Here is a 26,974-nt window from a genome sequence, read left to right on the forward strand (position 1 = left end):
ATTATTCTGGCTAAAGAATGAATTTAGCGCAGAAATAATTGCATTTATCTCTCGCCCGCAGGCTATTTCTCTAGCTGCGCCTTCGCCACCTTCACAATATTCTCCACGGTGAAGCCAAACTTGGCTTGCAACTTCTCAATAGGAGCCGAGGCACCGAAAGTGTTCATGACGATTTTTGCCCCGGTGTTGCCGACGTAGCGGTCCCAGCCCACAGGGCCTGCTTGTTCGACCACCACTCTGGCGGTGACGCTGGGTGGGAAAACGCTATCGCGGTAGGCCTGGTCCTGATCTTCGAACAATTCCCAGCTGGGCATTGAAACTACCCGCGCCGCAATACCTTCCGATTTGAGCTTCTCGTAAGCTTGAACGGTCATGCCCACTTCGCTGCCGGTGGCGATGAGGATGACAGTGGGCTGACCACTGTCGACATCTCCCAGCACGTAGGCGCCGCGAGCGGTGCCCTCAGCAGAGGCATAAATCGAGCGGTCCAGCGTCGGCAGGGGTTGGCGCGAGAGCACGATGCATGAAGGTCGACTGGTTTGCGCCAAGGCAACTTTCCAGGCCTGAACGGTTTCATTGGCATCGCCGGGACGTAACGTCAGCAGGCCCGGTGTCGAGCGCAGTTGGGTCAGTTGTTCAATGGGCTGATGGGTCGGACCGTCTTCGCCTACACCAATGGAGTCGTGGGTAAACACGAAAATCACCGGCAACTCCATGATGGATGCCAGGCGAATCGGCGGTTTCATGTAGTCGCTGAAAACCAGGAACGTCGAGGTGTAAGGGCGGATATACGACAGCGCCATGCCATTGGCAATGGAGCCCATGGCGTGTTCGCGAATGCCGAAGTGCAGGTTGCGTCCGCCATAGTTTTCGGCCGAGTAGCTGTCTGCGCCGTCAAACGTCAAGTTGGTCTTGGTAGAGGGCGACAAGTCGGCAGAGCCCCCCATCAGCCATGGAATTTTCGTAGCAAAGGCATTGAGAACCTTGCCGCCGGATGCGCGTGAGGCGATGCCCTTTGCGTCAGTTTCGAATTCTTCCAGCGCATCCTGCCAATCATCCGGCATCTCGCCGGCGCGCATCCGCCGCAATTGATCGGCCAATGTCGGGTCGCTTTTGCTGAGGTTGTCCAGGGTTTTTTCCCACGCTTCGTATTCCTCGCTGTTGCGCTCAATCAGGGAGTCACGTAAGCAATGCTGAGCCTCTTCGGGCACCAGAAAGCTGGAGTTTTCGTCCCAGCCGTAGAATTTTTTGGTCAGCCGAATTTCTTCCACGCCCAGGGGTTCGCCGTGGGCCGCAGCGGTGTTGTGTTTATGGGGTGCGCCGTAACCAATCACGCTGTCGACCACGATCAATGTGGGAGCGTCTTGGTTGTGCTTGAACGTTTCAAGGGCTTTGGCCAGCGCTACGGCATCGTTGGCGTCGGTAACGTGCAAGGTGTTCCAGCCGTAGCCTTTGAAGCGGGTCTGTACGTCTTCGTTGAACGACAGCTCGGTGTGGCCTTCGATGGTGATGGTGTTGTTGTCGTAGATCCAGCACAGGTTAGCGAGCTTGAGATGTCCGGCCATCGACGCCGCTTCTGAGCTCACGCCTTCCATCATGTCGCCATCGCCGCACACCACGTAAACGCTGTAATCAAACAGCTTTGCGTCGGGACGGTTGAAGCGCGTGCCCAGCCAGCGTTCAGCCATGGCCATGCCCACGCTGTTGGCACACCCTTGGCCAAGCGGGCCGGTGGTGGTTTCGACGCCTGTGGTCATGCGGTATTCCGGGTGACCGGGAGTTTTGGAGTCCATCTGGCGGAACTGTTTGATGTCGTCCAGGCTGACGGCCGGTTTGCCGGAAGGTTTGCCGTGCTCGTCGATTTCGATCACGCCCGCCAAGTGCAGAAGTGAATACAGCAGCATCGACGCGTGGCCGACCGACAGGACAAAACGGTCACGATTCGGCCAATCGGGGTGTTCGGGGTGATAACGCAAAAACTGATTCCAGACCGTGTACCCTACCGGCGCCAGGGCCATCGGAGTTCCAGGGTGGCCGGAGTTGGCTTTTTGTACGGCGTCCATGGCAAGCGTGCGAATGGTGTTAATGCACAGTTGGTCGCGCGTGGTGCGCTGTTCGATGGAGGAAGATGTTGAAGACGAGCCCATTGAATTTACCCTCGGTGACGTGCTGCTGAACATCCAGATAGGTGTTGAGCACGAAAAAGGCGAGTTTGTTCCATGAAATTTCAGAGCCGTCAGTGCCGAACCATTTGAGCAAAAAGCATTCGAACCCCAGGGGACAGCGCTCGTGTTGTCGTCGAACGAGGTAATCTCTTGCAGCAGGCAATCGTTGAGAAGTATCGATTTTTGGTCCGAACCCTGACTTATGTGGGTTGGTCGCTGGTTTGGCTGTTGGTCTGGGATGTCATCGTCACCGTCGACTTCATGCTTTACCTGGAGCGCAAGGTCACCTTGCCCTCGCTGCCACTGACGCTGCTGGGTTCTGCGCTAGTGGTGCTGACCAGCTTTCGCAATTCCAGCGCCTACAATCGTTGGTGGGAAGCCCGAACGTTATGGGGCGGTCTGGTTAATAACTCCCGCAGTTTCGCTCGGCAAGTGCTGACGTTGATTGATGACGATGGGGACATCAACCCGGTCAAAGCCGTGCTGCTCCGGCGGCATGTGGCTTACGTAAAATGCCTGTCGGCGCACTTGAAAGGCGAAAGCTGCGGCACGGAAGTGCAGGCGCTAATTTCCCCCGAGGAGTTCGATCGCCGCCTCGACACCAATAACTTTCCCAATGATCTGATCAATGCTTGCGCCGCACTACTGGCCAAAGAGTTTAAGTCCGGTCGCCTGGACAGCATTCGGCTGGCGCGTATTGAATCCACGCTGGTGGAAATTTCCAATTGTCAGGGCGGCATGGAGCGCATAGCCAACACACCGTTACCTTATCCATACGTAGCCTTCCCAAGGCTGTTCATCACCCTGTTTTGTTTGATCGTGCCTATAGGCCTGGTGGAAACCCTGGGTTGGTTCACGCCGCTGGCTTCCACGGTGGTGGGCTTCATGCTGCTGGCGATTGAGAAGATTGGAACTGACCTGCAAAGCCCCTTTCTCGCCAGCGAGCATGAAATTCAGATGACAGCGTTATGCACAAATATCGAGCGCAACTTGGACTCAATGCTGCGCAATGCGCGGGTTGATAGGGGGGGCGCGTGACCACAACTAACACACTCTTTCTGAAACTTGCGTGTTCCTTACCCGTTGGAGGCGAATAGGGACCATTAGGCACCCAGTTCGCCACACACATCCAGTTCAACCAACCGCCGTACTTCTGCGACCCCTAGCCCCGCACCCAGCAACGCATGCAGTTTGCCGAAAGCTGTTTCGCGGGTCATGCCGCCACCCGACAGAACGCCGACACCGCGCAGACGGCTGCCCGCTTCGTAAATCTCCAGCTCGACCCCGCCTTCCTGGCATTGGGTGATCGCTACCACGCAGATGCCGCGTAGATAAGCATTTTGCAGGCTGGCGAGAAATTCCGGGTTGTCGCTTGGACCGGTGCCGCTGCCAAAGCATTCGAGGATCAGTGCCTGGATGCCGCTGTCGAGTAGCGCGTCCAGATGCTGCGCGTTTATCCCTGGAAACAGCGGCAGCACGCCGACGTTGGCTACAGCTTTTGGTTGGCGATAATCCAGCGCTTTGGGCAGAGGCTGCGCGGACTTGCCACCCCGGTTGCGTTGCAACTCAGCAAATGGATGTCTCCCAAAGCTGCGAATCTTCGCGCAACGAGTCGGCGCCAGCAGCTCACCGTGGAAATATAACTGCACGCCGGACTTTATGCCCCTACCAAGGGCCAGCAGGGCGCCATTGAGGTTTTCCCAAGCATCGCTGTCTTCAACACCCGCCGGTAACATTGAGCCGGTGAATAGTACTGGCGCACTCAATCCAATCAGTTGGAAACACATCGCTGCCGCGCTGTAGGCCAAGGTATCTGTGCCGTGCAAGATCAGGACGGCATCGCAATTGTCGACGTTCACAGCTTCAATCACCGCTTCACGCAGACGCTGCCAATAAACGGGATTCATGTTGGCGCTGTCGATCAGTGGCTGCAATTCGCGAAACCTCCAGTTGGGCACCTGAAGATGGGGCTGCGCGGCCAGTTGCCCGGTCATCCTCGACTCGAATCCCGATGCCGGAGCTAACCCATTAGCGCTGGCCTGCATACCAATAGTGCCTCCGGTATAGAGCACCATGACCTGCCGAGCGGGTGACTGAGTGTCGCAATTCATTGGGTTCTCTCTGGATGCATAGAAGTCGCGGCATGGGCCAACACGTTGGCTCCGGCAGTGCTGGAATTGGCGCGATTTCGTAAGGTATGGCTTGTTCGGCGAAAAGTAAAAACAAGCAGGCGAAAAAAAGGGTCTGGAGAATGATCTTCAGACCCTCAAAAGGTGAGGAGTGTCTAGTCCCTCGACCTGGTGAACCTGGTGAACCTGGTGAACCTGGTGCGACGGGCCATTAAATGTCAGGCCTTTAATGGCACCAGTCGCGGGGCGATCATGTTTTCCGGGCGCAATATGTCGGCGAGCATGACGTCATCGAGCAAGCCTTCTTCGCGAACCAGCTCCAGCACACCACGGCCGCTTTCCAGCGCGATGCGGGCGATACGGGTTGCGTTTTCATAACCAATGTAGGGGTTCAAGGCGGTCACGAGGCCAATCGAGTGTTCCACCAATTCACGGCATCGCGCTTCGTTGGCTGTGATGCCGACGATGCAGTGCTCGCGCAGCATGTCCATGGCGCGTTGCAGCAAGCGAATGGTGTCGAAAATTTTGTAAGCGATCAGCGGTTCCATCACGTTCAATTGCAACTGGCCGCCTTCTGCTGCCATGGTTAGCGACAGGTCGTTGCCAATGATTTCAAAAGCCACTTGGTTAACCGCTTCCGGGATCACCGGGTTGACCTTGCCGGGCATGATCGAGCTGCCCGGCTGACGCGCTGGCAGGTTGATTTCGTTGATCCCGGTGCGTGGTCCGCTGGACAGCAAGCGCAAATCGTTACAAATCTTGGACAGCTTTACCGCAGTGCGCTTGAGCATCCCGGAAAACAGCACAAAGGCGCCCATGTCGGATGTGGCTTCAATCAAGTCGGCAGCCGGCACCAGTGGTTGGCCGCTGATGATTGCCAGGCGATCAACCGCCAATTGCTGGTAACGCGGGTCGGCGTTGATGCCGGTGCCAATGGCGGTGCCACCCAGGTTTACTTCGGTCAGCAGTTCCGGAGCCAAGGTGCGCAACCGATTCAGGTCTTCATTCAGGGTTGTCGCAAAGGCGCGAAATTCCTGGCCTAGAGTCATCGGCACTGCGTCCTGCAACTGGGTCCGGCCCATTTTCAGAACGTGGTTGAATTCTTTGCCTTTGGCCGCGAACGCCTGGATCAAGCTATCGAGGCTGGCGAGGAGTGAGTCGTGACCCAGCAACAGACCCAGGCGAATCGCCGTTGGGTAAGCATCGTTGGTCGACTGAGCCATGTTCACGTCATTGTTTGGGTGCAGGAACTGGTACTCGCCCTTGCTGTGGCCCATGGCCTCCAGCGCGATGTTGGCGATAACTTCGTTGGCATTCATGTTGGTTGAAGTGCCAGCGCCGCCTTGAATCATGTCCACCACGAACTGGTCGTGGAAATCGCCCCGAACCAACCGCGCGCAGGCTTCGCTGATGGCTGCGTGCTTAGCCGAATTCAAGTGGCCCAGCTCGTGGTTTGCGTCAGCGGCGGCTTGCTTGACCATGGCCAGCGCCACAACCAGCTTCGGGTAGTGCGAAATCGGCACGCCGGACAGGTGAAAGTTATTCACCGCCCGTAGCGTCTGTATGCCGAAGTAGGCATCAGCCGGTACTTCGAGAACGCCAAGCAGGTCTTTTTCGGTGCGCGATGATGCGGCGGAGGACATGATAGAGATAGTCTCGAAAGAGGCACGAAGAGTGCCGGAACGCTGCTGATGCTAGGCTTGTAGGCAATCCCGAGCAAATGCTGTTAAGCGCTGCCCTATGCGTAAACGGCATAATGTTCGCGTGACGTTAAGATCACAAATAGCGTACGTAGACGCATGTATGCGTTTTTTGGCAGGAGACACCATGAATCTTGAGAGCAAATGGCTAGAGGACTTTAGTGCCTTGGCCGCGACTCGCAGTTTTTCCCAGGCGGCCCAACGCCGCTTTGTGACCCAGCCCGCCTTCAGTCGCCGAATTCGAAGCCTTGAATCAGCCTTGGGCCTAACGTTAGTCAATCGCTCGCGCACGCCCATAGAACTCACGGCTGCCGGGCAACTGTTTCTGGTGACAGCCCGCACGGTTGTTGAACAACTCGGCGAAGTGTTGCGCCATTTGCATCATCTGGAAGGCGGCCAGGGCGAGGTCATGCAGGTCGCCGCTGCGCACTCCCTGGCATTGGGCTTCTTTCCGCGCTGGATCGCTCAGTTGCGTAACGAAGGTTTAAACATTGCTACACGGTTAGTGGCGACTAACGTTGGCGAAGCGGTGCATGCCTTGCGCGAGGGCGGCTGCGATCTGATGCTGGCGTTCTATGACCCAGACGCCGCGTTGCAGATGGATAATGAGATTTTTCCATCGCTGCATTTGGGCCACACCGAAATGCTACCGGTGTGCGCTGCGAATGCCGATGGCCAGCCGATGTTCGACCTGGAAGGCGATGCCAGCGTGCCGTTACTCGCCTACAGCGCCGGGGCGTTTCTCGGCCGCTCGGTAAATTTGTTGCTACGTCAGCGTAGCGTGCGTTTTACCACGGTCTACGAGACGGCCATGGCGGACAGCTTGAAAGGTATGGCGTTGGAAGGGCTGGGCATTGCCTGGGTGCCAGAATTGAGTGTCCATGCTGAGCTGGCGCGGGGTGAGCTAGTGGTCTGCGGTGGCGCCCAATGGCATGTACCGCTGGAAATCCGTCTGTACCGCTGCGCGTTGGTGCGTAAGGCCAATGTGCGTTTGTTGTGGCGCAAGCTGGAGACCGCGGCACAACTCGAATCGCCACGCGGCAGTTAACTCACTAACAGTGCAATGGCATAGGCGCGTTTCCTACACGTTAAATTTGCGGAGACGACTTTCCCTGGTGCAAGTGTCTGAATGTATTTAGATGATCCAGGCTGTAACTTTTAGGGAGAGGGTTAATGCCCTCGACCCTACGCCAGTCATGATGATAGGCGATTAAATTTAAAAGGACTTATATAATGTCAACCACCAAGCAGCCCATTTGGTTATTTGTTTTTTTCCACGATGATGTCGATGCCGCCACACAACGTATTGTTCCCCGCAACTACCTGAAAGACTGCATTATTGAAATCCAGAAAATCACCGGGCGTGAATGCATCATCGAGTACAAGCGTTCCATCGCTGGCGTGACCGACATCAACTACAAGGGCGACGCTAAAGCGGCGTTGGACAGTTGGTCCGCCAGTGTGGGGTCCTACGTTGTCCAGAATGGCCTCAGTTGGAGTAAAACCTACAGGTATCTACTGGTCACAATGCACAGTTTGGATGAGACGGTCCTGGGCGTAGCCCGGCATGGAGGAAATTGTTTAATCGCTTCCCTGGTGACGTATCAAACTATTGGCCATGAGTTAGGGCATAGTTTTAGTGCCACCCACGAAGATGCAGAGCTGGGTTACAATTCTTTTGGTATTCTCAGTGAATCCTTTTTATATCCGCATATGAGTACCGCCCGAGGCAATCTCTACCGATACAGCGCGAAGAATCGCGAACGCATCGCTAATTTTTTCAGTGAATAAGCGCAATAAATGGTCGGCTGCGTCAGATATTTGGTCGTCTACGATCTCAAAACCGCGGTTGTAAAACCACTGCGGACGGATGGTCACTAAGGGGGCTGTCTTCCCGTCGCTTTACGGTATACTGCGCGGCCTTTGGCCGGTTCGACCGGTCATTATTCGTACAACAAGCCACGCCGGCCCTCCCGCGTGGCTTGTTGTTTTTTGACGCGCTTGCGGGCGCCCAATAGAAGAGGCACGACGATGAGCGCACTGGTTGGCGTGATCATGGGCTCTAAGTCCGATTGGTCCACCCTTAGCCACACCGCCGATATGCTGGAAAAGCTAGGCATTCCTTACGAAGTCAAAGTGGTGTCAGCTCATCGGACCCCGGACCTACTGTTCCAGTACGCCGAGCAGGCCGAAGCGCGCGGCATTGAAGTCATCATTGCCGGTGCCGGTGGCGCTGCTCACTTGCCGGGCATGTGTGCAGCGAAGACTCATTTGCCCGTCTTGGGCGTTCCCGTGCAGTCGTCGATGCTGTCGGGTGTCGACTCCTTGCTGTCGATTGTCCAAATGCCTGCCGGGATCCCCGTGGCTACGTTGGCGATTGGCAAAGCCGGCGCAATCAACGCTGCGTTGCTGTCGGCCAGCATCCTTGGCGCCAAGCACCCCCAATTCCATACAGTGCTGAAAAAATTCCGCGCTGAGCAGACAGACAGTGTCCTGGATAATCCAGATCCGCGCGACGCCTGAGGTTTTTCCATGAAAATCGGTGTAATCGGTGGCGGCCAGTTGGGCCGCATGTTGGCTCTCGCGGGTACGCCGCTGGGAATGAACTTCGCTTTCCTTGACCCCGCCCCAGACGCTTGTGCGGCTGCGCTGGGCGAGCATTTGCGTGCCGATTATGGCGATCAGGATCACTTGCGTCAGTTGGCCGATGAAGTTGATCTGGTTACCTTTGAATTCGAAAGCGTTCCGGCAGAAACCGTGGCTTTCTTGTCGCAGTTCGTCCCGGTATACCCCAGCGCCGAAGCCCTGCGGATTGCCCGTGATCGCCTGTTCGAAAAGAGCATGTTCAAAGACCTCGGCATTCCGACCCCAGCGTTCGCCGATATCCAGTCGCAAACCGATCTGGATGCAGCAATCGCTGTTATCGGTCTGCCTGCGGTGTTAAAAACCCGTACTCTCGGTTATGACGGCAAGGGCCAAAAAGTCCTGCGCACTTCGGCAGACGTGCTCAACACCTTTGCTGAACTGGGCAGCGTAGCCTGCTTGCTGGAAGGTTTCGTACCCTTCACTGGCGAAGTGTCGCTAATCGCCGTGCGTGGTCGAGATGGCGAGACACGTTTTTACCCGTTGGTTCACAACACCCATGACAACGGCATTCTGCGCCTGTCGATTGCCAGCACGAACCATCCGTTGCAGACCTTGGCCGAAGATTACGCCGGTCGCGTGCTTAAGCAGCTCGATTACGTTGGTGTGTTAGCGTTCGAATATTTCGAGGTTGATGGTGGGCTGAAAGCCAACGAAATTGCACCGCGGGTTCACAACTCCGGGCATTGGACCACCGAAGGTGCCGAATGCAGTCAATTCGAAAATCACCTTCGAGCGGTGGCGGGTTTGCCGCTGGGTTCGACGGCCAAGATCGGTGAGAGCGCGATGCTCAATTTCATTGGTGAAGTGCCAGCCGTTGATAAGGTCATGGCCATTAACGATTGCCACCTTCACCACTATGGCAAGGCGTTCAAGGTCGGGCGTAAAGTCGGGCATGCAACCTTGCGTTGCGTTGATCGGGCGACCCTCGACCAGCAGATCAAGAAGGTTGAAGCACTGATCAAGGCCTGATCCCAGGCCTACTTCATTTATCGTTTAGCGTGCCAGACGCTACGATTGTTTGGCTTCCCCCGCTTCCCAAGGAACCAATAGCGCTCATTGCTCTCAGATGGCAGGATGCCGACGCCTTATCAGGCTCGGCATATCCAGTTCATACAGAGGGAAATGGCATGGGAATTATTGGAACCATCTTTATCGGCCTGATTGTTGGCCTATTGGCGCGATTCATTAAGCCAGGCGATGACAGCATGGGTTGGATCATGACCATTTTGCTGGGTATCGGTGGCTCGCTAGCGGCGACTTACGGTGGTCAGGCACTGGGCATCTATCAAGCGGGCCAAGGTGCTGGCTTCTTGGGTGCATTGGTGGGTGCGGTCATCCTGCTCGTTATTTATGGCATGCTCAAAAAAGACTGACAGTAATTCATCAGCCCTCTGCGCTAATGCAGCGTAGGGGGCTAGAATGTCCGGCATTATTTATTACGTTATGTTGCCGAGCCAATTATGCGTCGCCTGCTCCTAATCACAGTTTTGTTGTCTTGCGGGCTTGCTCACGCCGAATTGCCAGAAACCGATTGGCTCGAATTGATGCCGAAGTCGGATCAAAAAGCCCTCGAAGCCATGCCTGAAATCGACCATAACTCCCCGGAAGCTCAGGGAACGTTTGACAGCAAAGGCGGCTTGAAACAAAGCAAGGGTCTGCCCGCCGTGATGTATTCGGCCAAGACTGTGGCGGCCATGAACGGCAAGGATATTCGTATCGGTGGTTATCCCGTGCCGCTGGAGACGGATGCGAAAGGCCGCAGCACGCTGTTTTTCCTCGTTCCGTACCCAGGCGCTTGCATCCATGTGCCGCCACCGCCACCCAATCAACTGGTACTGGTGCGCTACCCCAAAGGTTTAAAACTCAACGATATCTACACGCCGCTATGGGTGGTGGGTACGTTGAAAGTCGAGAAGGTCAGTAATGACATGGCCGATGCGGCTTATGCGTTGGATGCTTTGAAGGTCCGCGTTGTAGTGGAAGCGGACCTATAGGCCGAACCTTAGAGGGGTTCGCTGCAGATGCTTACCGTCAATCGATGCGAAGCGTCGGGTGCAAGCGTTACGACATCACCCATGACGTTGGCAGTTTCTACACAGACCATATCTTGCCAGCCGTCATTGGCCATATCGCTGAAGCCTTTCGCACGCTCGGTCCAGGGGTTCCAGACCACCGTGGACCTCGAGCCTCGGGTGTTGACGACGATGCGACGATTCCAGCCTGGGTCAACCACGCTCAAATGATTCGGCGTATTGAGGTAGATGCGATCGGTTTCACTGGCGAAATGCAGGGCGCCCGACTGAATGGCCTCCTGCCACCCATGCGCAGTGTCGATATAACGCAGCCCGTCCAGACCGTCTACGCTGACATGGCGCACATCACTCACCGCGAAATAACTGTGCAGCGCTTGGCTTAGCGTGACGTCCTCAGGACCATTGTTGTGGCTGATAAGGCTGACGTGAAGCTGAGTGTCCAAGCGAATACTCAATTTAAGCGCGACGCTGTGGGGCCAGCCGGGCAATTGGCCTTCGGCTTCTGGCAGCACAAATTCTACTAATAGAGCTTCACCGTCATTACTGATTCCTAGCAGCTCCCAGTCTAAGGCACGAACTTCGCCATGGGCCTTTGCCGGTTCAGCGCTTTGACGCATGGCCTGCACGCTGTCGGGATTACGTTCAAAATTGCCAAACCACGGCCAGCAGATCGGAATCCCGGTACGAATCGGCTTGCCCTGTTTGAACGTAGCCTGTTTGTTCAACCAGATCAGCGGCTGCTCGCCCTCTATCTGATAACTCAGGATGTGTGCACCTTGCTGGGCGACAAGTAACTCGGCCCGGCCGTGACGGATGCGCCAGCAGTCCAGTTCATCGAGTTTGATGGTTTCAACGTTGGGCGTTGGCATGCGAGGGCTCTCACTTAAGGACAGTGATAAAAGTAGACCGTGTTGTGGCCAACGAGTTTACCTCGACATGCCTAACCCCGGATTAACGCCGTGCGGGCACCGAACGAGTGCGGCCGCTACCATCGATGGCAACGAACACAAATACCGCTTCGGTGACTTTGCGCCATTCACTGGACAAGGGATCATCGCTCCATACTTCGACCATCATTTGGATCGAGCTACGGCCAATTTCCAATGCCTGCGTATAGAACGACAGCTGCGCGCCGACGGCTACCGGAACTAGAAACGTCATGCGGTCAATGGCCACGGTAGCGACGCGGCCGCCAGCGACTTTGCTCGCCATGGCCGTGCCCGCCAAGTCCATCTGCGAGACCAGCCAGCCGCCAAAAATATCGCCGAAACCGTTGGTTTCACGGGGCAACGCCGTAATTTGCAACGCAAGGTCGCCTTGTGGAATCGGATCTTCTTGTTCGAGTTCGATCATGCCTAGGGTGCCTCTGACCCATGACTCTCATTATTTTTTGCCGCGGTGAAAAGACATTAAAAACGCAGATTGTGAACAGACTATGTCCACACGTTTTAGCGCGTCTTATAGGGAAACTCTGCGAAAACGGCTGTTTAAAGCAGCAGCGACTTCGCACAGCACCCCGCAGCTTGTCTTTAGCGGTCCGCGAGTATATCGGGCGATGCGTCACACGACGACCGTTCGGTTCTCATTTCGACAACGTAAACCTTCTTGCTGTGTGCTTTTTTAAGAGTTTGCTATCTTGCCGGACCTAGACAGCTTTGGATCGTCCTGTCTGTCAGGCAATTTTGATGCCTGCGTCAGAGTTTTCTTTAGCGTATGAGTGTGCAGTCCGTCAGGTATTGGCCAGCGTTGCTAATGCCCACCCATCTCAAGAGAAGTCCTTGTTATGTCCACCGTGCCTTCAAATACCGCGCAGGCCTCGCGCCAGTTGACTCGTAACGACTATAAAACCTTGTCGTTATCTGCATTGGGCGGTGCGTTGGAATTTTACGACTTCATCATTTTTGTATTTTTCGCCACTGTGGTTGGCAAATTATTTTTCCCGGCGGACATGCCGGAGTGGCTGCGGCTGATGCAAACCTTCGGTATTTTCGCCGCCGGTTACCTGGCCCGGCCGTTGGGCGGCATCGTCATGGCGCACTTTGGCGACCTTTTGGGGCGCAAGAAGATGTTCACCCTGAGCATTTTTCTGATGGCTGTGCCAACGCTGCTCATGGGTTTACTACCGACTTACGCGCAGATTGGCCTTCTGGCGCCAATGCTGCTGCTATTGATGCGGATTATTCAGGGTGCGGCGATTGGCGGCGAAGTGCCCGGTGCTTGGGTGTTTGTGTCCGAGCATGTGCCTGCGCGCAGCATCGGTTACGCCTGCGGAACCCTAACTGCTGGCCTAACGGCAGGTATCCTGCTGGGCTCACTGGTCGCAACGCTGATCAATAGTCTCTATAACGCGCAGGAAATGCTCGACTACGCATGGCGAATTCCATTCTTACTGGGCGGCGTGTTTGGTCTGCTGTCTGTCTACCTGCGCCGCTGGCTGCACGAAACCCCGGTGTTTGCCGAGCTTCAACTGCGCAAAGCGTTGGCAGAAGAAGTGCCGCTCAAGGCTGTGCTACGCGATCATCGTGGGCCGATTGTGCTGTCAATGCTGCTGACCTGGATGCTCTCGGCGGCCATCATCGTCGTGATTTTGATGACCCCAACCGTGCTGCAAACGGTTTATGGCTTCTCACCGGCGACCGCACTGAAAGCCAACAGCCTGGCAATCGTCTGCCTAAGCCTGGGCTGCGTCGGTGCGGGATGGCTGACGGATCGTTTCGGCGCAGGTTGGGTATTTATTTTCGGTTGCTTAGGTCTGCTGGTCAGCTCGTGGACTTTCTATCACACCCTTCAAGCCCACCCAGATGCGTTGTTTCCGATGTACGCGATAACTGGATTGTTCGTCGGCGTGGTCGGCGCTGTTCCGTTTGTTATGGTCCTTGCGTTTCCTGCTGTCGTGCGGTTTTCAGGGTTGTCGTTTTCTTACAACCTCGCTTACGCAATCTTCGGCGGCCTGACACCGATGGTCGTCACGCTAATGCTCAAGAACAGCCCAATGGGGCCGGCTTGGTATGTAGCGGCTCTGTGTGTGATGGGAATGTTGATTGGGGTGTATTTGTTGCGTAAGCGCGCCTAACTGGATTCGCTTTTGAAGCAGAGGCTGGGCTGGTCGCTAAAGGAGATCTTGAACGCGATCTTGGTGCGCGGCTTGAATAACTAGAGCTGCTGACTCGACTGCATTGGGCGATGTGCTTAGCCACACTTTAGGCGCAGTGACGATGGGAGATGTGGCGAGCAGATAAAAGATCGCCACGACCAAGGCTGCGATGAATTGGACGGCCTATTTTCCATTCAAGCAGCAGGCAAAAATGAATGTCTATTTGTTACGAAAAACCTTGCTGTTGCTGTCCATAAAACCGCTGAGCGCCAATCCCTTCAAAGCCTCCAGCTATTTGCCGCCAATATTAAATCTGCCGATGGTCAGTCATTTTTTTGTCATATTGCTTTCATAGAGTAGTCACCCGGCATTTAGATGAGGCCGATTTAGTACCTATAAAATTTTGCAGGAGCAAGGTATGACTTTTAAGCGATTGATGGCGGTTTTGACTTTCGTCGCCGCAGGCGTAGCCACTGCCCATGCCGTTGCAGCGGTTGACCCCTCAATTCCGGCTTACACCAAGACTTCCGGCGTTTCCGGTAACTTGTCCAGCGTTGGCTCCGATACCTTGGCTAACCTGATGACCTTGTGGGCTGAGGCCTACAAGAAAGAATACCCGAGCGTGAATATTCAGATTCAGGCCGCTGGTTCAGCAACTGCACCGCCTGCGTTGACTGAGGGCACCTCGAACCTGGGGCCGATGAGCCGCAAGATGAAAGACACCGAACTGGCGGCTTTCGAACAGAAATACGGCTACAAGCCCACCGCTATCCCGGTCGCGGTCGATGCGTTGGCTATTTTCGTGCATAAAGACAACCCGATTCAGCACCTGACCATGGAACAAGTAGACGCGATTTTTTCGGCGACCCGTCTGTGCGGCGCCAAGACCGAAGCAAAAACCTGGGGTGAAGTGGGTGTGACCGGCGATTTGGCAAATAAGCCGATTCAGCTTTTTGGTCGTAACTCGGTGTCTGGCACTTACGGTTACTTTAAGGAAGAAGCGCTATGCAAAGGCGACTTCCGCGCTAACGTTAACGAGCAACCTGGATCGGCCTCGGTCGTTAGCTCAATCAGCAGCTCGCTGAACGGTATTGGCTATTCGGGCATAGGTTACAAAACCTCCAGCGTCAAGACCGTAGCCCTGTCGAAGAAGGGCGGCACTGAGTTCATTGAAGACAGCGAAGAAAACGCGCTCAACGGCAAATACCCGCTGTCGCGCTTCCTGTTCATCTATGTGAACAAAGCGCCGAATAAACCGCTAGCACCACTGGAAGCGGAGTTCGTGAAAATGGTCTTGTCGAAACAGGGTCAAGAAGTCGTCATAAAAGACGGGTACATTCCATTGCCAGCCAGAGTTGTCGCTAAAGCACTGGCTGACTTGGGTCTGCAAGAAGGCACTCCCGGTGTAGCGGGCAAGTAGGTAGGGTTGGGCAGATGCTGATCTGCCCTGATTAAAGTCATTAAGCGAAACCCGGTAGACCGGTTTCGTTTCAGGTTTAGTAGTCCGCTGCCAGAAGGTTTGGGCGGCGGATTTTTTGCGTCTCAGAATTGTAATGTTTTTGTCATAAAGGACGGCTAGGGTGAGCGCATGAATGATTTGTCGAACTCCACCATGACCCAAAAGTCACCCCCTGAGCGCATTGATTTCAACACGCCCGACATGAAGCGTAAGCGCCGTGTCCGCGCGTTGAAAGACAAGTTGACCCAGTGGTATGTATTTGTCGGTGGCTTGGCCGTGCTAGCTGCCATTACTTTAATTTTTTTCTACCTCGCTTATGTAGTCGCGCCACTGTTTCAAGGCGCTAAATTGACCGCCCAAACGGCGCTTAGCCCTGCGTGGATGCAGGACGCGGGCAAGCCATTGCTGCTATCTATCGAAGAGCAAAACCAGGTCGCCCTTAGGGTTTCCGACAAAGGTGAGGCGATATTCTTCCGTGTTGAAGACGGCACCGAACTAAAGCGTGTTGTCTTGCCGGTTCCGGTCGGCGCGACCGTAACGTCTATCGGTGAAGATCAGCCGGGCACCCCATTGATGGTGCTGGGTCTGTCCAACGGCCAAGCGCTGGTGTTCAAACACAATTATCTGATCACTTATCCAGACAACAAAAAGACAATCACCCCGACCATCAGCTATCCCTATGGCGAGGCCGCGCTGAGCGTCGATGAGGATGGTCGGCCGCTGGAACACGTCAGCCTTAATGCCACAGATAAAGCGCTGGTGCTGGCGGGCGCAACGGGCGCCCAACTGCATGTTCTGTCCCTGACTCAGGAAGAGAACATGATGACTGGCGAAATTATCCGCGGGCAGACGCGTATAGAACTTCCGCGCATGACCGAGGTGGTCAAAGCGATCTTTATCGATCCTCGTCAGCAATGGTTGTATGTGATCAATGGTCGTGCTCAAGCGGATGTTTTTAACCTGCGTAATCGAAGCCTCAACGGCCGTTATAAATTGCTTGAAGATGCGAATGCTGAAGTGTCTGCCAGTACTCAGCTGGTGGGAGGTGTGTCATTGATTGTCGGTAGTTCCAAGGGGGGGTTGGCCCAATGGTTCATGGCCCGAGATACCGACTCAGAGATGCGCTTCCAGCACATCCGCGATTTTCAGATGGGCTCCGCGCCGATTGTGCGTATCACTGCGGAGCAGCGGCGCAAAGGTTTTGTCGCGCTTGACGCCTCGGGCAAACTCGGCGTGTTTCACAGCACTGCGCACCGCACATTGCTGATCGACCAAGCGGTCGGCGGTCCTGGTATTTTGGCACTGTCGCCACGAGCCGATGAAATCATTATTGAGCAGGGCGGCAAATTGCTGCCAATGACCCTTTCCAACCCACACCCGGAAGTATCGTGGAGCGCGTTGTGGGGCAAGGTCTGGTATGAGAACTATGACTCGCCGCAATATGTCTGGCAGTCCACGGCCTCCAATACCGACTTCGAACCCAAACTGAGTCTGGCGCCGCTGACCTACGGCACCTTGAAAGCCGCTTTCTACGCCATGTTGTTGGCTGCGCCACTGGCCATTGCGGCGGCGATCTATACCGCTTACTTCATGGCACCGAGAATGCGTCGCAAGGTCAAGCCGGTGATCGAACTGATGGAAGCGATGCCAACGGTCATTCTTGGCTTCTTCGCCGGTCTATTTTTAGCGCCGTATCTGGAAGGACATTTGCCTGGAGTTTTTAGCCTGCTGTTGCTGACCCCCTTGGGTATTTTGCTGGCGGGCTTCTTGTGGACCCGCTTACCTGAGTCGATCCGCTTGCGGGTACCGGACGGTTGGGAGTCGGCCATCCTGATTCCGGTAGTGCTGTTGGTGGGTTGGTTGTCGCTGGGCATGAGCTCACACATGGAAAACTGGTTCTTCGGCGGCGACATGCGCATGTGGATTTCCAATGATCTGGGCATCACCTACGATCAGCGCAACGCACTGGTGGTTGGCTTGGCAATGGGCTTTGCGGTGATTCCCAACATCTATTCGATTGCTGAAGACGCGGTATTCAGCGTGCCGCGAGGTTTGACCCTTGGCTCGCTCGCCTTGGGTGCGACGCCTTGGCAGACCTTGACGCGGGTGGTGATTCTCACCGCCAGCCCCGGTATTTTCTCGGCCTTGATGATCGGCATGGGCCGTGCAGTCGGCGAAACCATGATCGTACTGATGGCTACCGGTAACACCCCGATCATGGACATGAACCTGTTTGAAGGCATGCGCACCTTGGCGGCAAACGTTGCGGTGGAGATGCCGGAGTCTGAAGTGGGCGGCAGCCATTATCGGGTGCTGTTCCTCGCGGCATTGGTTCTTCTGATGTTCACCTTCGTGATGAACACGTTCGCGGAGCTGATTCGTCAGCGCCTTCGCAAGAAATACTCATCTCTCTAAGGAAGGTAGATGTCTGTGAAACAGAATTCCGTCAAGAGTTGGATCAAAAGCGGCGCCCCTGGTGTCTGGATGAGCGCCGGCGCGGTGTCCATTGCCGTGATCATGACCCTGGGCCTGTTAATGGTGATTGCCGTCCGTGGCCTGGGTAATTTCTGGCCAGCGGACGTTGTGCTGGCGCAGTACAACGTGCCCGGTCAGGAAAACCATGTCCTGATCGGCGAAGTGGTGCAGAAAGAAGAAGTACCCCGTGCACGGCTCAAAGGCGCAGGCTTGCCGGTGCCGGACGTTGGCCCTGAGTTCATGACCCGTGAGCTGTTCAAGGTGGGGAACCGCGACATCAACCCGAGCGATTTCACTTGGGTAGTCGGTGAGTGGCTGACCGAACAAAGCACGCCCAAAGAAATGATGACTCTGGAACGCCGCGAGTGGGGCAACTTTTACGGTTACCTGGTGAATATCAAGGAGAACGGTAAGGTCATTGCTGAAGGAGACGCGGCCTGGCCAATTCTTCAACAGCGCATCAAGCGCGTTGAACAACTCTCCAATGAGCTGAGCGGTCTTGAGAAGAAAGACATAGGCGCCATTAACCACGGCATCGAACGACTGCGCCTGCACAAACGTAAACTTGAACTCGACGGCAAGCTGGATGCCGCCGCGCAAGCAGACATCGACAGCGAGCGCGCAGAATACGATGCTCAGTACAAACGCATTGAAGGCCGATTGGGCATGCTGCACCAAGCGTTCAACCGCGACAGTCTGACCGCCCGCGATGCCAACGGCAAAGACATTGAAATAAGCGTCGGTAAAGTGGTCCACGCTTACCAACCCAATGCCATGAGTACCGTCAGCAAGCTGGGTTTCTACTTCAAGAAACTTTGGGAGTTTCTCAGCGAAGATCCGCGCGAAGCCAATACCGAAGGCGGGATTTTTCCGGCAATTTTCGGCACAGTGATGATGACTCTGATTATGGCCGTGATCGTCACGCCATTCGGCGTATTGGCGGCGGTTTACCTGCGTGAATACGCAAAACAAGGCCCGGTCACCCGGTTAATTCGAATTGCCGTCAACAACCTCGCTGGGGTGCCAGCCATCGTTTACGGGGTGTTCGGCCTGGGCTTCTTCGTTTATGTTCTAGGCGGCTCGCTCGACAGGCTGTTCTTCCCCGAAGCCTTGCCCGCACCGACGTTCGGTACCCCAGGTTTGCTCTGGGCCTCGTTGACTCTAGCTCTGTTGGCCGTTCCGGTTGTAATCGTTGCCACCGAGGAAGGTTTGGCGCGTATCCCGCGTACGGTTCGCGAGGGATCGTTGGCGCTGGGTGCGACCAAGGCCGAAACGTTATGGAAGATCGTACTGCCCATGGCTAGCCCGGCAATGATGACCGGCCTGATTCTGGCAGTTGCACGTGCTGCGGGTGAGGTTGCCCCGTTGATGCTGGTAGGCGTGGTGAAACTGGCGCCGTCGCTTCCGGTAGACGGCAACTATCCTTATGTACACCTTGATCAGAAAATCATGCATTTGGGCTTCCACATTTACGACGTCGGTTTCCAGAGCCCGAACGTTGAGGCTGCGCGTCCATTGGTTTACGCCACCGCGCTATTGCTAGTGCTGGTCATTGCGTTGCTCAACCTGTCGGCAGTGGCGATGCGCAACCACCTGCGCGAAAAATACAAAGCGCTGGAGAGCTGAACATAAGCCACAAGCGGCGAGCTAAATGCCGCACGTCGTTTTGCGCAACACTTGCAGCCTAGAGCTTGCAGCTACGAACGGAGTGAGATCATGCCACCGAAAGTCCATACCCACGGCGTCAATATGTCGGCTTTGGGGCGCACCAAACAGAGTTTGAGCCTGGCTAATGAATCCGTGGCCATTGAGGTTCCGGGTCTGAACCTGTTCTACGGCGATAAGCAGGCACTGTTCGACGTGGGGATGAACATTCCCAAGCAACGTGTCACCGCTTTTATCGGCCCGTCTGGCTGTGGCAAGTCGACCTTGCTGCGGACCTTTAACCGTATGAACGATCTGGTCGACGGATGCCGAGTAGAGGGTGCGATCAACCTCTATGGACACGATATTTATCGAAAAGGCGAAGACGTTGCCGAGCTGCGTCGTCGCGTTGGTATGGTGTTCCAGAAGCCGAACCCGTTCCCGAAAACTATTTATGAAAACGTCGTCTACGGGTTGCGCATTCAGGGCATCAACAAAAAACGCGTCTTGGATGAAGCCGTTGAATGGGCACTCAAAGGTGCGGCATTGTGGGACGAGGTCAAAGACCGTCTGCACGAGTCGGCACTGGGGCTATCTGGCGGCCAGCAGCAGCGATTAGTAATCGCTCGTACGATTGCGGTGGAGCCTGAAGTATTGTTGCTCGATGAACCGTGTTCGGCCCTCGATCCGATTTCGACGCTGAAAGTTGAAGAGCTGATCTATGAACTGAAATCCAAATACACCATTGTTATCGTCACTCACAACATGCAACAGGCTGCGCGGGTTTCCGATTACACCGCCTTCATGTACATGGGCAAGCTGGTCGAGTTTGGCGACACCGACACGTTGTTCACCAACCCGGCAAAAAAACAGACGGAAGATTACATCACCGGCAGATACGGTTAGGAAGTCAGCGGCGAGCGTCAAGCCGCAAGCTGAACAATCAGAAGCGGCGCTGGTTTTTGGATCACTACATAACTATTTGCAGCTTGAAGCTTGGCGCTTAGAGCTGTCGCGGAGCGACCCCATGATCGATAAAGACAGTCTTACTCACCACATCTCCCAGCAGTTCAATGCTGAACTCGAAGAGGTGCGTAGCCACCTGCTGGCGATGGGCGGCCTGGTGGAAAAGCAGGTCAACGATGCCGTGACGGCTCTGATCGAAGCGGACTCGGGCCTGGCCCAACAGGTTCGTGAGGTCGACGATCAGATTAACCAGATGGAACGCAACATCGACGAAGAGTGCCTGCGTATTTTGGCGCGACGCCAGCCTGCGGCATCGGATCTGCGGTTGATCATCAGTATTTCCAAGTCGGTTATTGATCTGGAGCGTATCGGCGACGAGTCCACGAAAATCGCCAAGCGCGCCATTCTGTTGTGCGAAGAAGGTGAGTCGCCGCGTGGGTATGTCGAGGTGCGACACATCGGCGATCAGGTGCGCAACATGGTTCGTGACGCGCTCGACGCATTTGCCCGTTTCGATGCCGACTTGGCGCTGTCCGTGGCCCAGTACGATAAAACCATCGACCGCGAATACAAAACCGCGTTACGTGAGCTGGTTACCTACATGATGGAAGACCCGCGCTCCATTTCGCGGGTACTGAACGTCATATGGGTACTGCGTTCGCTGGAACGTATCGGTGACCACGCGCGCAATATTTCCGAGCTGGTCATTTATCTCGTACGTGGCACCGATGTACGCCACATCGGCCTAAAGCGCATGAAAGAAGAAGTGCAAGGTATCAGCGGCAAAAACGCTAATGTTTTGGACAAGCCTGACGATAAATAAGACTGCCTGCGAAAAAAACGCCCAGCACGCTGCTGGGCGTTTTTCGTTATAAGCGTTGTATTTTGAAGCCGCCCGCGAACGAAAAGTCCTGGCGTCAAAAATGGACTGAGCAATGGCGATCTGCCAGCGCTATGCTGCCAGGAATTTAAGGAGCGTCGATGAGTAAAGTCAGTGTGTTGGTCGTGGATGACGCGCCGTTTATTCGCGATTTGGTGAAGAAAGGCTTGCGCAATTATTTTCCCGGTATCCATATCGAAGACGCGGTCAACGGACGCAAGGCGCAAACCCTGCTGGAACGTGAGACGTTCGACCTGGTGCTGTGCGATTGGGAAATGCCGGAGATGTCCGGTCTTGAGTTGCTAGCTTGGTGCCGCACGCAGGACAAGCTTAAAGCGATGCCTTTCATCATGGTGACCAGCCGTGGTGACAAGGAAAACGTAGTCCAAGCGATTCAGGCGGGTGTGACCGACTTTATCGGCAAGCCGTTCACCAACGAACAGCTGCTGACCAAAGTTAAAAAAGCCTTGGCCAAGGTCGGCAAGCTCGACACGCTGCTCGCTGGCGCGCCGACCAAGATGAATTCCGCATTCGGTAACGATTCGCTCAGCGCTTTGACTGGCGGCAAAACGGAAGTGGTTCGTCCACCTGCTTCGCCTTCGGTCGCACCGACGAGCCCGGGGTTGCTTAATGCGGTTGCTCGTCCGGCAGCGTCTGCTCCAACGCTGGCTGGTCGTGGCCAAGGTCAATTGCGTCTGCCCAGCGGCAACCAGCAATGCGTGATTAAAGCCTTGAGCCTCAAGGAGGCGCTATTGGTGGTGCGTCGTGGTGATGTCCTGCCACAGATCCTTGACAGCGCAGTGCTAGACCTTGAACAAGGCGAGAATGCTGAAGTCGCGCGCCTCAACGGTTACTTGCACGCCATCGTCGCGTATGAACAAAAGCCAGACAGTGACTGGCTGCAGTTGACGTTCCGTTTCGTCGATCAAGACGCGCAAAAGCTCGATTACGTCTCGCGCCTCATCGCTCGTGGCACCGCACAGAAGCACTTTGTTCCCGGCGGTTGAGAGTACTTTGTGGGAGTGAACTGGTTCGCAAAGAAAGCGAACCAGGCCATCAGCAACCTGTGTCATCGCCATCGCCAACAGTTCGGGCTCACCGCGATTGCCTGGGAGTTGCGTCAGTTACATGACCAGCGGGCTTATCTAGTAACGACTGATTTGATTCAGCGGTGCGCAGCGGTTAGCGAATCGCTGCTACGCTTGCCCTGCCTCCAGCCAACCTGATCAATCACCATGCTTAAACGGCCCCTCTTGCTGTGTGTTCTGCTGCTGACCGCACAAACGGCGTCGGCATTGACCATTTACAAGTTCACCGATGCCAATGGCGTGGTGTCTTTCACCGACAGGCCGACGGCGGGCGCCACGGTGGTGGTACCGCGTGAGCGTATCGTCGAGCACCTGGAACATCAGGTACACCTAGAGACCAGGCGGGACAAGGGCGTGCACAGCCTGTCTGTGCGCAACGATACCTATGCGCCGGTCGAGGTTGAATTGCAGCTCAACGGTCTGAAAAACGTGTTGGGCGCCACCGATAAAGCCATCCATCGAATCGTGCCAGCACGCAGCACGGTTCGCTTTGCGGTGCTGAGCCCGCGGTTACCGGGCAAAGCACTTAGCTACACGCCAAAGCTGCGTTATTCCTTGGGCGATCCGGAGCGTCAGCCCTTCGTTTATAGCTATCCGCTGCCGTGGAAAGGCGGGCCTTTTCGACTAAGTCAGGGGCCCAATGGCAAGTTCAGTCATTTTGGTGCGAAAAGCCGCTATGCAATGGACATCGCCATGCCGGAGGGCACTCAGATTATTGCAGCGCGGGCGGGCACCGTTATAAAAGTTGAAAATGGGCAGTCAGGTCGCGGTTCCGACCCTTCGGGCAACTTTGTGCGAATACTGCACGATGACGGCACTATGGGCGTGTACCTGCACCTGATGCGCGGTTCGGTTAGCGTCACGGAAGGCCAGCGCGTGGTGGTTGGTACTGACTTGGCCAAATCCGGTAACACCGGCAACAGCACCGGACCCCATCTGCACTTCGTCGTACAGCGCAATGTCGGGTTGGGACTGGAATCGATCCCGTATCAATTTGTGGTGCATGTCGCAACCCTGCCCAACTTTGCGTTGGGCGGAAATTGAGCGCGATCCTTGGACAAGCCCCGACGGAGGTTGTTGACTACCCGTTCAATCGATCTTCAGCACCTTGGCCAAGACGATTTTCGGGCCTTTCATCTTTTTGATGATGATGCGCAGGCCTTCAACTTCCAACACTTCTTCTTCGCCGGGAACCCGCTTCAGTGTTTCGTAGATCAAGCCGGCGAGTGTCTCTGCTTCTATGTGATCTAGATCGATGCCCAGCAGGCGCTCGACCTTGAACAGTGGAGTATCCCCTCGTACCAGTAGCTTTCCTGGCTGATAAGCGAGAATGCCGCGCTCAGCTTTGCGGTGTTCATCTTGAATATCACCGACCAATACTTCGAGTACATCTTCCATGGTCAGGTAGCCGATTATGTTGCCGTCAGCCTCCTCAACCAGTGCGAAATGCGAACCGCCTTGGCGAAACTGTTCCAGCAACTTTGACAATGGCATGTGTCTTGAAACGCGTTCCAGCGGCCGGGTTAGCTCTAACAGGTTGAACGATGCAGGCAGGTGATCCAGCGCTGCCAACTCCAATAGCAAATCCTTAATGTGCAGCAGGCCCACAAAGACGCCGCGCTCGGCGTCGTAGACGGGGTAACGGCTGAATTTGTGGCGGCGAAATAGCGCGAGTATTTCCTTTAGCGGTGCGTTGCAGTCCAGAGTGACCAAATCTTCGCGAGAGTTCGCCCAATCTACGACTTCCAACTCCCCCATCTCGACAGCAGAGGCGAGTACCCGCATGCCTTGATCGCTTGGATCCTGGCCGCGACTTGAGTGCAGAATCAGCTTCAATTCTTCACGGTTGTAATGGTGGTCGTGATGCGGGCCAGGCTCTCCCTGACCGGCAATACGCAGAATACCGTTGGCGCTGGCATTGAGCAGATAGATCGCCGGGTACATGCACCAATAGAACAGGTACAGCGGCACGGCCGTCCACAGCGACAGGATCTCTGGTTTACGGATCGCCCAGGATTTAGGCGCCAGTTCACCAACCACAATGTGCAGATACGAGATGATGAAGAATGCGCTGAAAAAGGACGCACCTTTGATTACTTCCTGCGACTGTACGCCGACGGCGTGCAGCACTGGCTGAAGCAAATGTGCAAACGCGGGCTCGCCGACCCAGCCCAAGCCTAGTGAGGCAAGGGTGATACCCAACTGACAAGCGGACAGGTATGAGTCCAGCTGGCAGTGGACGGTGCGCAGGATATGCCCGCGCCAACCGTTTTTTTGAGCAATGGATTCGACGCGAGTCGAGCGCAGCTTGACCATGGCGAACTCTGCGGCGACGAAGAAGCCGTTGAGCAGAACCAGAATCATTGCAAAAAGAATCATGCCGAAGTCGGCGAACATCGCGGAGAGGGTGATGCTAGGGGAAGGGTCCATGGTGGAGTTTTAAAGGTTCCGTATCATCTATTGAGTGTGTTGCCGCAGCTAAACCGGCGAATATGAGACCGGCAATGTAGCGGCTACCGGCCAGCTTGACTAGTGGGCTGGTTAAGAATTGATCACTTGAGTGGGCGTGAAATGGCAAGTAAACGTGCAGCCTTTGCCAACTATGCTGATGATTTCCAATGTTCCGCGGTGGCGTAGCAAAACGTGCTTAACAATGGCCAAGCCAAGCCCAGTGCCGCCTGTATTAGAGGCACGACTGGAATCGACGCGGTAGAAACGTTCAGTCAGGCGCGGCAAATGTTTGGTTTCAATTCCCGGTCCCGAATCCTGCACGCTCATGTGTGCGCCCTGTTCGTCATCCCACCAGCGAATGTGAATCGTGCCTTCAGCCGGCGTGTATTTCACCGCATTGAACACCAGATTGGAGAAGGCGCTACGCAGTTCAGGCTCGCTGCCTTTGAGCTTTGCGCTGCTATCGACGGATAACGTGATGTGCTGGTTACGATGCGCAGACAACGCTTCAGCGTCGTTTCGGATACTTTGCAACAACGATGAGACGACAACCGGATGATTATCCGACGGGTAGTCGGTGGCTTCGAGCTTTGCCAGCAGCAGCAGGTCATTGAGCAACGTTTGCATGCGTTCGCCTTGCTGCTGCATTTGTTGCAGCGCTCGAACCCAGCGCGGATTCACGTCCTCAGCGTTGTCAATCAAGGTTTCCAGGTAGCCGCAGATCACCGTCAGCGGCGTACGCAATTCATGGGAAACATTGGCCACAAAGTCTTTGCGCATCTGCTCAAGCTGATGAATACGGGTAACGTCGCGCACCAGCATCAAGTGTTCGTTATTGCCGTAGCGGGTGATCAGTAACTGCACGCGCACCCTGTCGTTGATCGGCGAGGGAATCTCTAGCGGTTCGACGTAGTTGTTCTGTTCGAAATACTCTTTGAAGCGCGGATGGCGTACCAAGTTGGTTACAGGTTGACCACTGTCCTGTGGCGATTTAAGGCCTAGCAAGGTTTCTGCTGCGCGATTCCACCATTCCAGATTCCCGTCACTGTCGAGCATGATCACAGCGTCTTTAAGCGCGGCTGTTGATTCTTGGACGCGATCAATCACCGCTTGCAGACGGCCACGCACGCGTTGGTCACGGCGTTGCAGGTGGTAGATGCTATCGAACACGTCGCCCCACAAGCCGAAACCGTCCGGCGGCGGTTCATCGGGTTGATGCTCACGGAGCCAATCGTGCATGCGCAGCAGTTGCTTTAGCGTCCAGGCGAGGTAAATGCCAAGGCCAACCGCCATGCTCCAGCCGAAATAACCGGTGATCAATCCAACCGACAGACAGGCGGTGACCAACAGCAGCAGGTGGCGGATCAGCGTACCGTGCCAGTTTTGATTCAATTCAAACGCATCCTAGTCGAGTAAACGTCATCATGCTTCCAGCATGCAAAGCGCAAAAACGACGTTTAACTCTTTGTGGAAAAACGGTAGCCCGTGCCGCGCACGGTTTGTACCAGATTTTCGTATGTGTCGCCGAGGGCTTTACGCAGGCGCCGGATGTGTACATCCACTGTGCGTTCTTCGACATAGACGTTGCCGCCCCACACTTGGTCAAGCAGTTGGCCACGGGTATAAGCACGTTCTTGATGGGTCATGAAAAATTGCAGTAGTCGGTATTCAGTCGGGCCCATTTCTGCGGGCTTACCATCAATGGTGACGCGATGGCTGATGGGGTCGAGTAAGAGACCGCCGACTTCGATCGGTGCCTCGCCATCCGTCGGCCCCGCTCGGCGCAATACGGCCTTCAGGCGTGCGACCAGTTCACGTGGCGAAAATGGTTTGGTGATGTAGTCGTCAGCGCCAACTTCGAGACCTTGGATCTTATTGTCTTCTTCGCCCTTGGCAGTGAGCATGATGATCGGAATGTCGCCAGTCAGTTCGTCACGCTTGAGGCGACGAGCCAGTTCGATTCCGGAAGTACCAGGCAGCATCCAGTCGAGCAGGATCAAGTCCGGTTTACGGTCAACGATGATTGCATGGGCCTGCTGAGAGTTTTCTGCTTCCATGCAGTCATAGCCGGCCATTTCTAATGCAACGGCGATCATTTCGCGAATAGGCGCTTCGTCGTCAACGATCAGAATACTCCTGCCAGCCATGCTCAATCCTCTTGTCATTTAACTGTCTTGGAGCGCATTAGATAACGGAATTATTGCAGTCGTGTGACAGCTTAGGTGGTCACTGGCTTCACTGCCC

24 protein-coding genes are annotated in these 26,974 nt (G+C 55.3%); 16 read left to right on the forward strand and 8 right to left on the reverse strand.

Going from position 1 to position 26,974, the window contains the following annotated elements:
• Positions 1-62: 62 nt before the first annotated feature.
• Positions 63-2,147, reverse strand: coding sequence for a transketolase (gene tkt / locus QN378_RS19500; protein WP_322206092.1), 2,085 nt, complete (start codon positions 2,145-2,147; stop codon positions 63-65).
• Here tkt and QN378_RS19505 point away from each other — a divergent pair.
• Both QN378_RS19505 and QN378_RS19510 read left to right on the forward strand, forming a co-directional pair.
• Positions 2,086-2,223, forward strand: a complete 138-nt coding sequence (locus QN378_RS19505) for a hypothetical protein (protein ID WP_322207008.1) — start codon at positions 2,086-2,088, stop codon at positions 2,221-2,223. The two genes, tkt and QN378_RS19505, sit on opposite strands and share 62 nt — an antisense overlap.
• Positions 2,224-2,315: 92 nt before the next feature.
• On the forward strand, positions 2,316-3,203 hold the full coding sequence (locus QN378_RS19510) for a bestrophin family protein (RefSeq protein ID WP_322206093.1): 888 nt from the start codon (positions 2,316-2,318) through the stop codon (positions 3,201-3,203).
• A 65-nt stretch (positions 3,204-3,268) separates the two neighbouring features.
• Here the strand turns inward: QN378_RS19510 and QN378_RS19515 are convergent, their stop codons facing one another.
• Positions 3,269-4,276 carry an asparaginase gene (locus tag QN378_RS19515; protein ID WP_322206094.1) on the reverse strand — a complete coding sequence of 336 codons (1,008 nt, stop codon included), beginning with the start codon at positions 4,274-4,276 and terminating at the stop codon, positions 3,269-3,271.
• Between the two features lie 236 nt (positions 4,277-4,512).
• Positions 4,513-5,937 carry an aspartate ammonia-lyase gene (gene aspA, locus QN378_RS19520; RefSeq protein WP_322206095.1) on the reverse strand — a complete coding sequence of 475 codons (1,425 nt, stop codon included), beginning with the start codon at positions 5,935-5,937 and terminating at the stop codon, positions 4,513-4,515.
• Between the two features lie 184 nt (positions 5,938-6,121).
• On the opposite strand from aspA, the gene QN378_RS19525 reads away from it, so the two are divergent.
• The 6 genes from QN378_RS19525 to QN378_RS19550 all read left to right on the forward strand — a co-directional run bounded on the left by QN378_RS19525 (position 6,122) and on the right by QN378_RS19550 (position 10,634).
• Complete coding sequence (locus QN378_RS19525) at positions 6,122-7,042, forward strand: LysR substrate-binding domain-containing protein (protein WP_322206097.1); 921 nt, start codon at positions 6,122-6,124, stop codon at positions 7,040-7,042.
• 185 nt (positions 7,043-7,227) lie between these two features.
• Positions 7,228-7,785: a hypothetical protein gene (locus QN378_RS19530; RefSeq protein ID WP_322206098.1), complete on the forward strand. Its 558-nt coding sequence runs from the start codon at positions 7,228-7,230 to the stop codon at positions 7,783-7,785.
• Between the two features lie 240 nt (positions 7,786-8,025).
• A complete protein-coding gene (purE, locus tag QN378_RS19535; RefSeq protein ID WP_322206099.1) occupies positions 8,026-8,517 on the forward strand; it encodes a 5-(carboxyamino)imidazole ribonucleotide mutase in 492 nt (163 codons plus the stop codon).
• A 9-nt stretch (positions 8,518-8,526) separates the two neighbouring features.
• Positions 8,527-9,609, forward strand: coding sequence for a 5-(carboxyamino)imidazole ribonucleotide synthase (locus QN378_RS19540; RefSeq protein ID WP_322206100.1), 1,083 nt, complete (start codon positions 8,527-8,529; stop codon positions 9,607-9,609).
• 158 nt (positions 9,610-9,767) lie between these two features.
• Entirely contained in the window at positions 9,768-10,013 is a 246-nt protein-coding gene (locus QN378_RS19545; protein ID WP_322206101.1) for a GlsB/YeaQ/YmgE family stress response membrane protein, read from the forward strand.
• A gap of 87 nt (positions 10,014-10,100) precedes the next feature.
• A complete protein-coding gene (locus tag QN378_RS19550) occupies positions 10,101-10,634 on the forward strand; it encodes a DUF3299 domain-containing protein (protein ID WP_322206102.1) in 534 nt (177 codons plus the stop codon).
• Between the two features lie 8 nt (positions 10,635-10,642).
• Here QN378_RS19550 and QN378_RS19555 read toward each other — a convergent pair whose 3' ends face one another.
• Positions 10,643-11,542 carry a D-hexose-6-phosphate mutarotase gene (locus QN378_RS19555; RefSeq protein WP_322206103.1) on the reverse strand — a complete coding sequence of 300 codons (900 nt, stop codon included), beginning with the start codon at positions 11,540-11,542 and terminating at the stop codon, positions 10,643-10,645.
• A gap of 82 nt (positions 11,543-11,624) precedes the next feature.
• On the reverse strand, positions 11,625-12,026 hold the full coding sequence (locus QN378_RS19560; RefSeq protein WP_297839195.1) for an acyl-CoA thioesterase: 402 nt from the start codon (positions 12,024-12,026) through the stop codon (positions 11,625-11,627).
• A gap of 430 nt (positions 12,027-12,456) precedes the next feature.
• On the opposite strand from QN378_RS19560, the gene QN378_RS19565 reads away from it, so the two are divergent.
• The 8 genes from QN378_RS19565 (at position 12,457) to QN378_RS19600 (ending at position 23,323) form a co-directional block, all read left to right on the forward strand.
• Entirely contained in the window at positions 12,457-13,746 is a 1,290-nt protein-coding gene (locus QN378_RS19565; RefSeq protein WP_322206104.1) for an MFS transporter, read from the forward strand.
• 439 nt (positions 13,747-14,185) lie between these two features.
• Complete coding sequence (locus QN378_RS19570; protein WP_322206105.1) at positions 14,186-15,187, forward strand: phosphate ABC transporter substrate-binding protein PstS family protein; 1,002 nt, start codon at positions 14,186-14,188, stop codon at positions 15,185-15,187.
• Positions 15,188-15,607: 420 nt separating this feature from the next.
• A complete protein-coding gene (locus QN378_RS19575) occupies positions 15,608-17,641 on the forward strand; it encodes an ABC transporter permease subunit (protein WP_322206976.1) in 2,034 nt (677 codons plus the stop codon).
• A gap of 9 nt (positions 17,642-17,650) precedes the next feature.
• On the forward strand, positions 17,651-19,327 hold the full coding sequence (pstA, locus tag QN378_RS19580; RefSeq protein ID WP_322206106.1) for a phosphate ABC transporter permease PstA: 1,677 nt from the start codon (positions 17,651-17,653) through the stop codon (positions 19,325-19,327).
• Between the two features lie 90 nt (positions 19,328-19,417).
• Entirely contained in the window at positions 19,418-20,251 is an 834-nt protein-coding gene (pstB, locus tag QN378_RS19585) for a phosphate ABC transporter ATP-binding protein PstB (protein WP_322206107.1), read from the forward strand.
• Positions 20,252-20,372: 121 nt separating this feature from the next.
• Complete coding sequence (gene phoU / locus QN378_RS19590; protein ID WP_322166698.1) at positions 20,373-21,134, forward strand: phosphate signaling complex protein PhoU; 762 nt, start codon at positions 20,373-20,375, stop codon at positions 21,132-21,134.
• Positions 21,135-21,292: 158 nt separating this feature from the next.
• Positions 21,293-22,198 carry a response regulator gene (locus tag QN378_RS19595; RefSeq protein WP_322206108.1) on the forward strand — a complete coding sequence of 302 codons (906 nt, stop codon included), beginning with the start codon at positions 21,293-21,295 and terminating at the stop codon, positions 22,196-22,198.
• Between the two features lie 228 nt (positions 22,199-22,426).
• Positions 22,427-23,323, forward strand: coding sequence for a peptidoglycan DD-metalloendopeptidase family protein (locus QN378_RS19600; RefSeq protein ID WP_323548772.1), 897 nt, complete (start codon positions 22,427-22,429; stop codon positions 23,321-23,323).
• Positions 23,324-23,368: 45 nt separating this feature from the next.
• On the opposite strand, the gene QN378_RS19605 is transcribed toward QN378_RS19600, so the two are convergent.
• The 3 genes from QN378_RS19605 to phoB all read right to left on the reverse strand — a co-directional run bounded on the left by QN378_RS19605 (position 23,369) and on the right by phoB (position 26,877).
• A complete protein-coding gene (locus tag QN378_RS19605) occupies positions 23,369-24,709 on the reverse strand; it encodes a hemolysin family protein (protein ID WP_322206110.1) in 1,341 nt (446 codons plus the stop codon).
• A gap of 111 nt (positions 24,710-24,820) precedes the next feature.
• Complete coding sequence (phoR, locus tag QN378_RS19610) at positions 24,821-26,122, reverse strand: phosphate regulon sensor histidine kinase PhoR (RefSeq protein WP_322206111.1); 1,302 nt, start codon at positions 26,120-26,122, stop codon at positions 24,821-24,823.
• A 65-nt stretch (positions 26,123-26,187) separates the two neighbouring features.
• The gene (gene phoB, locus QN378_RS19615; protein ID WP_322206112.1) at positions 26,188-26,877 is read right to left on the reverse strand and encodes a phosphate regulon transcriptional regulator PhoB; all 690 of its coding nucleotides are present in this window, start codon (positions 26,875-26,877) and stop codon (positions 26,188-26,190) included.
• Positions 26,878-26,974: the final 97 nt, after the last annotated feature.

The sequence above is a fragment of the Pseudomonas sp. 10S5 genome, assembly GCF_035019745.1.
In the GTDB taxonomy this organism is placed as follows: Bacteria; Pseudomonadota; Gammaproteobacteria; order Pseudomonadales; family Pseudomonadaceae; genus Aquipseudomonas.

Excerpts from the sequence above, each read along its gene's own strand:
- pstA (WP_322206106.1), top strand. The coding sequence starts at position 17,651 with ATGTCTGTGAAACAGAATTCCGTCAAGAGTTGGATCAAAAGCGGCGCC.
- aspA (WP_322206095.1), bottom strand. The coding sequence starts at position 5,937 with ATGTCCTCCGCCGCATCATCGCGCACCGAAAAAGACCTGCTTGGCGTT.
- QN378_RS19595 (WP_322206108.1), top strand. The coding sequence starts at position 21,293 with ATGAGTAAAGTCAGTGTGTTGGTCGTGGATGACGCGCCGTTTATTCGC.
- QN378_RS19540 (WP_322206100.1), top strand. The coding sequence starts at position 8,527 with ATGAAAATCGGTGTAATCGGTGGCGGCCAGTTGGGCCGCATGTTGGCT.
- phoB (WP_322206112.1), bottom strand. The coding sequence starts at position 26,877 with ATGGCTGGCAGGAGTATTCTGATCGTTGACGACGAAGCGCCTATTCGC.
- QN378_RS19560 (WP_297839195.1), bottom strand. The coding sequence starts at position 12,026 with ATGATCGAACTCGAACAAGAAGATCCGATTCCACAAGGCGACCTTGCG.
- QN378_RS19605 (WP_322206110.1), bottom strand. The coding sequence starts at position 24,709 with ATGGACCCTTCCCCTAGCATCACCCTCTCCGCGATGTTCGCCGACTTC.
- QN378_RS19505 (WP_322207008.1), top strand. The coding sequence starts at position 2,086 with ATGCACAGTTGGTCGCGCGTGGTGCGCTGTTCGATGGAGGAAGATGTT.
- QN378_RS19515 (WP_322206094.1), bottom strand. The coding sequence starts at position 4,276 with ATGAATTGCGACACTCAGTCACCCGCTCGGCAGGTCATGGTGCTCTAT.
- QN378_RS19550 (WP_322206102.1), top strand. The coding sequence starts at position 10,101 with ATGCGTCGCCTGCTCCTAATCACAGTTTTGTTGTCTTGCGGGCTTGCT.
- QN378_RS19530 (WP_322206098.1), top strand. The coding sequence starts at position 7,228 with ATGTCAACCACCAAGCAGCCCATTTGGTTATTTGTTTTTTTCCACGAT.
- QN378_RS19565 (WP_322206104.1), top strand. The coding sequence starts at position 12,457 with ATGTCCACCGTGCCTTCAAATACCGCGCAGGCCTCGCGCCAGTTGACT.
- pstB (WP_322206107.1), top strand. The coding sequence starts at position 19,418 with ATGCCACCGAAAGTCCATACCCACGGCGTCAATATGTCGGCTTTGGGG.
- QN378_RS19570 (WP_322206105.1), top strand. The coding sequence starts at position 14,186 with ATGACTTTTAAGCGATTGATGGCGGTTTTGACTTTCGTCGCCGCAGGC.
- QN378_RS19600 (WP_323548772.1), top strand. The coding sequence starts at position 22,427 with ATGCTTAAACGGCCCCTCTTGCTGTGTGTTCTGCTGCTGACCGCACAA.
- phoU (WP_322166698.1), top strand. The coding sequence starts at position 20,373 with ATGATCGATAAAGACAGTCTTACTCACCACATCTCCCAGCAGTTCAAT.
- QN378_RS19545 (WP_322206101.1), top strand. The coding sequence starts at position 9,768 with ATGGGAATTATTGGAACCATCTTTATCGGCCTGATTGTTGGCCTATTG.
- QN378_RS19575 (WP_322206976.1), top strand. The coding sequence starts at position 15,608 with ATGCAGGACGCGGGCAAGCCATTGCTGCTATCTATCGAAGAGCAAAAC.
- tkt (WP_322206092.1), bottom strand. The coding sequence starts at position 2,147 with ATGGGCTCGTCTTCAACATCTTCCTCCATCGAACAGCGCACCACGCGC.
- QN378_RS19555 (WP_322206103.1), bottom strand. The coding sequence starts at position 11,542 with ATGCCAACGCCCAACGTTGAAACCATCAAACTCGATGAACTGGACTGC.
- QN378_RS19525 (WP_322206097.1), top strand. The coding sequence starts at position 6,122 with ATGAATCTTGAGAGCAAATGGCTAGAGGACTTTAGTGCCTTGGCCGCG.
- purE (WP_322206099.1), top strand. The coding sequence starts at position 8,026 with ATGAGCGCACTGGTTGGCGTGATCATGGGCTCTAAGTCCGATTGGTCC.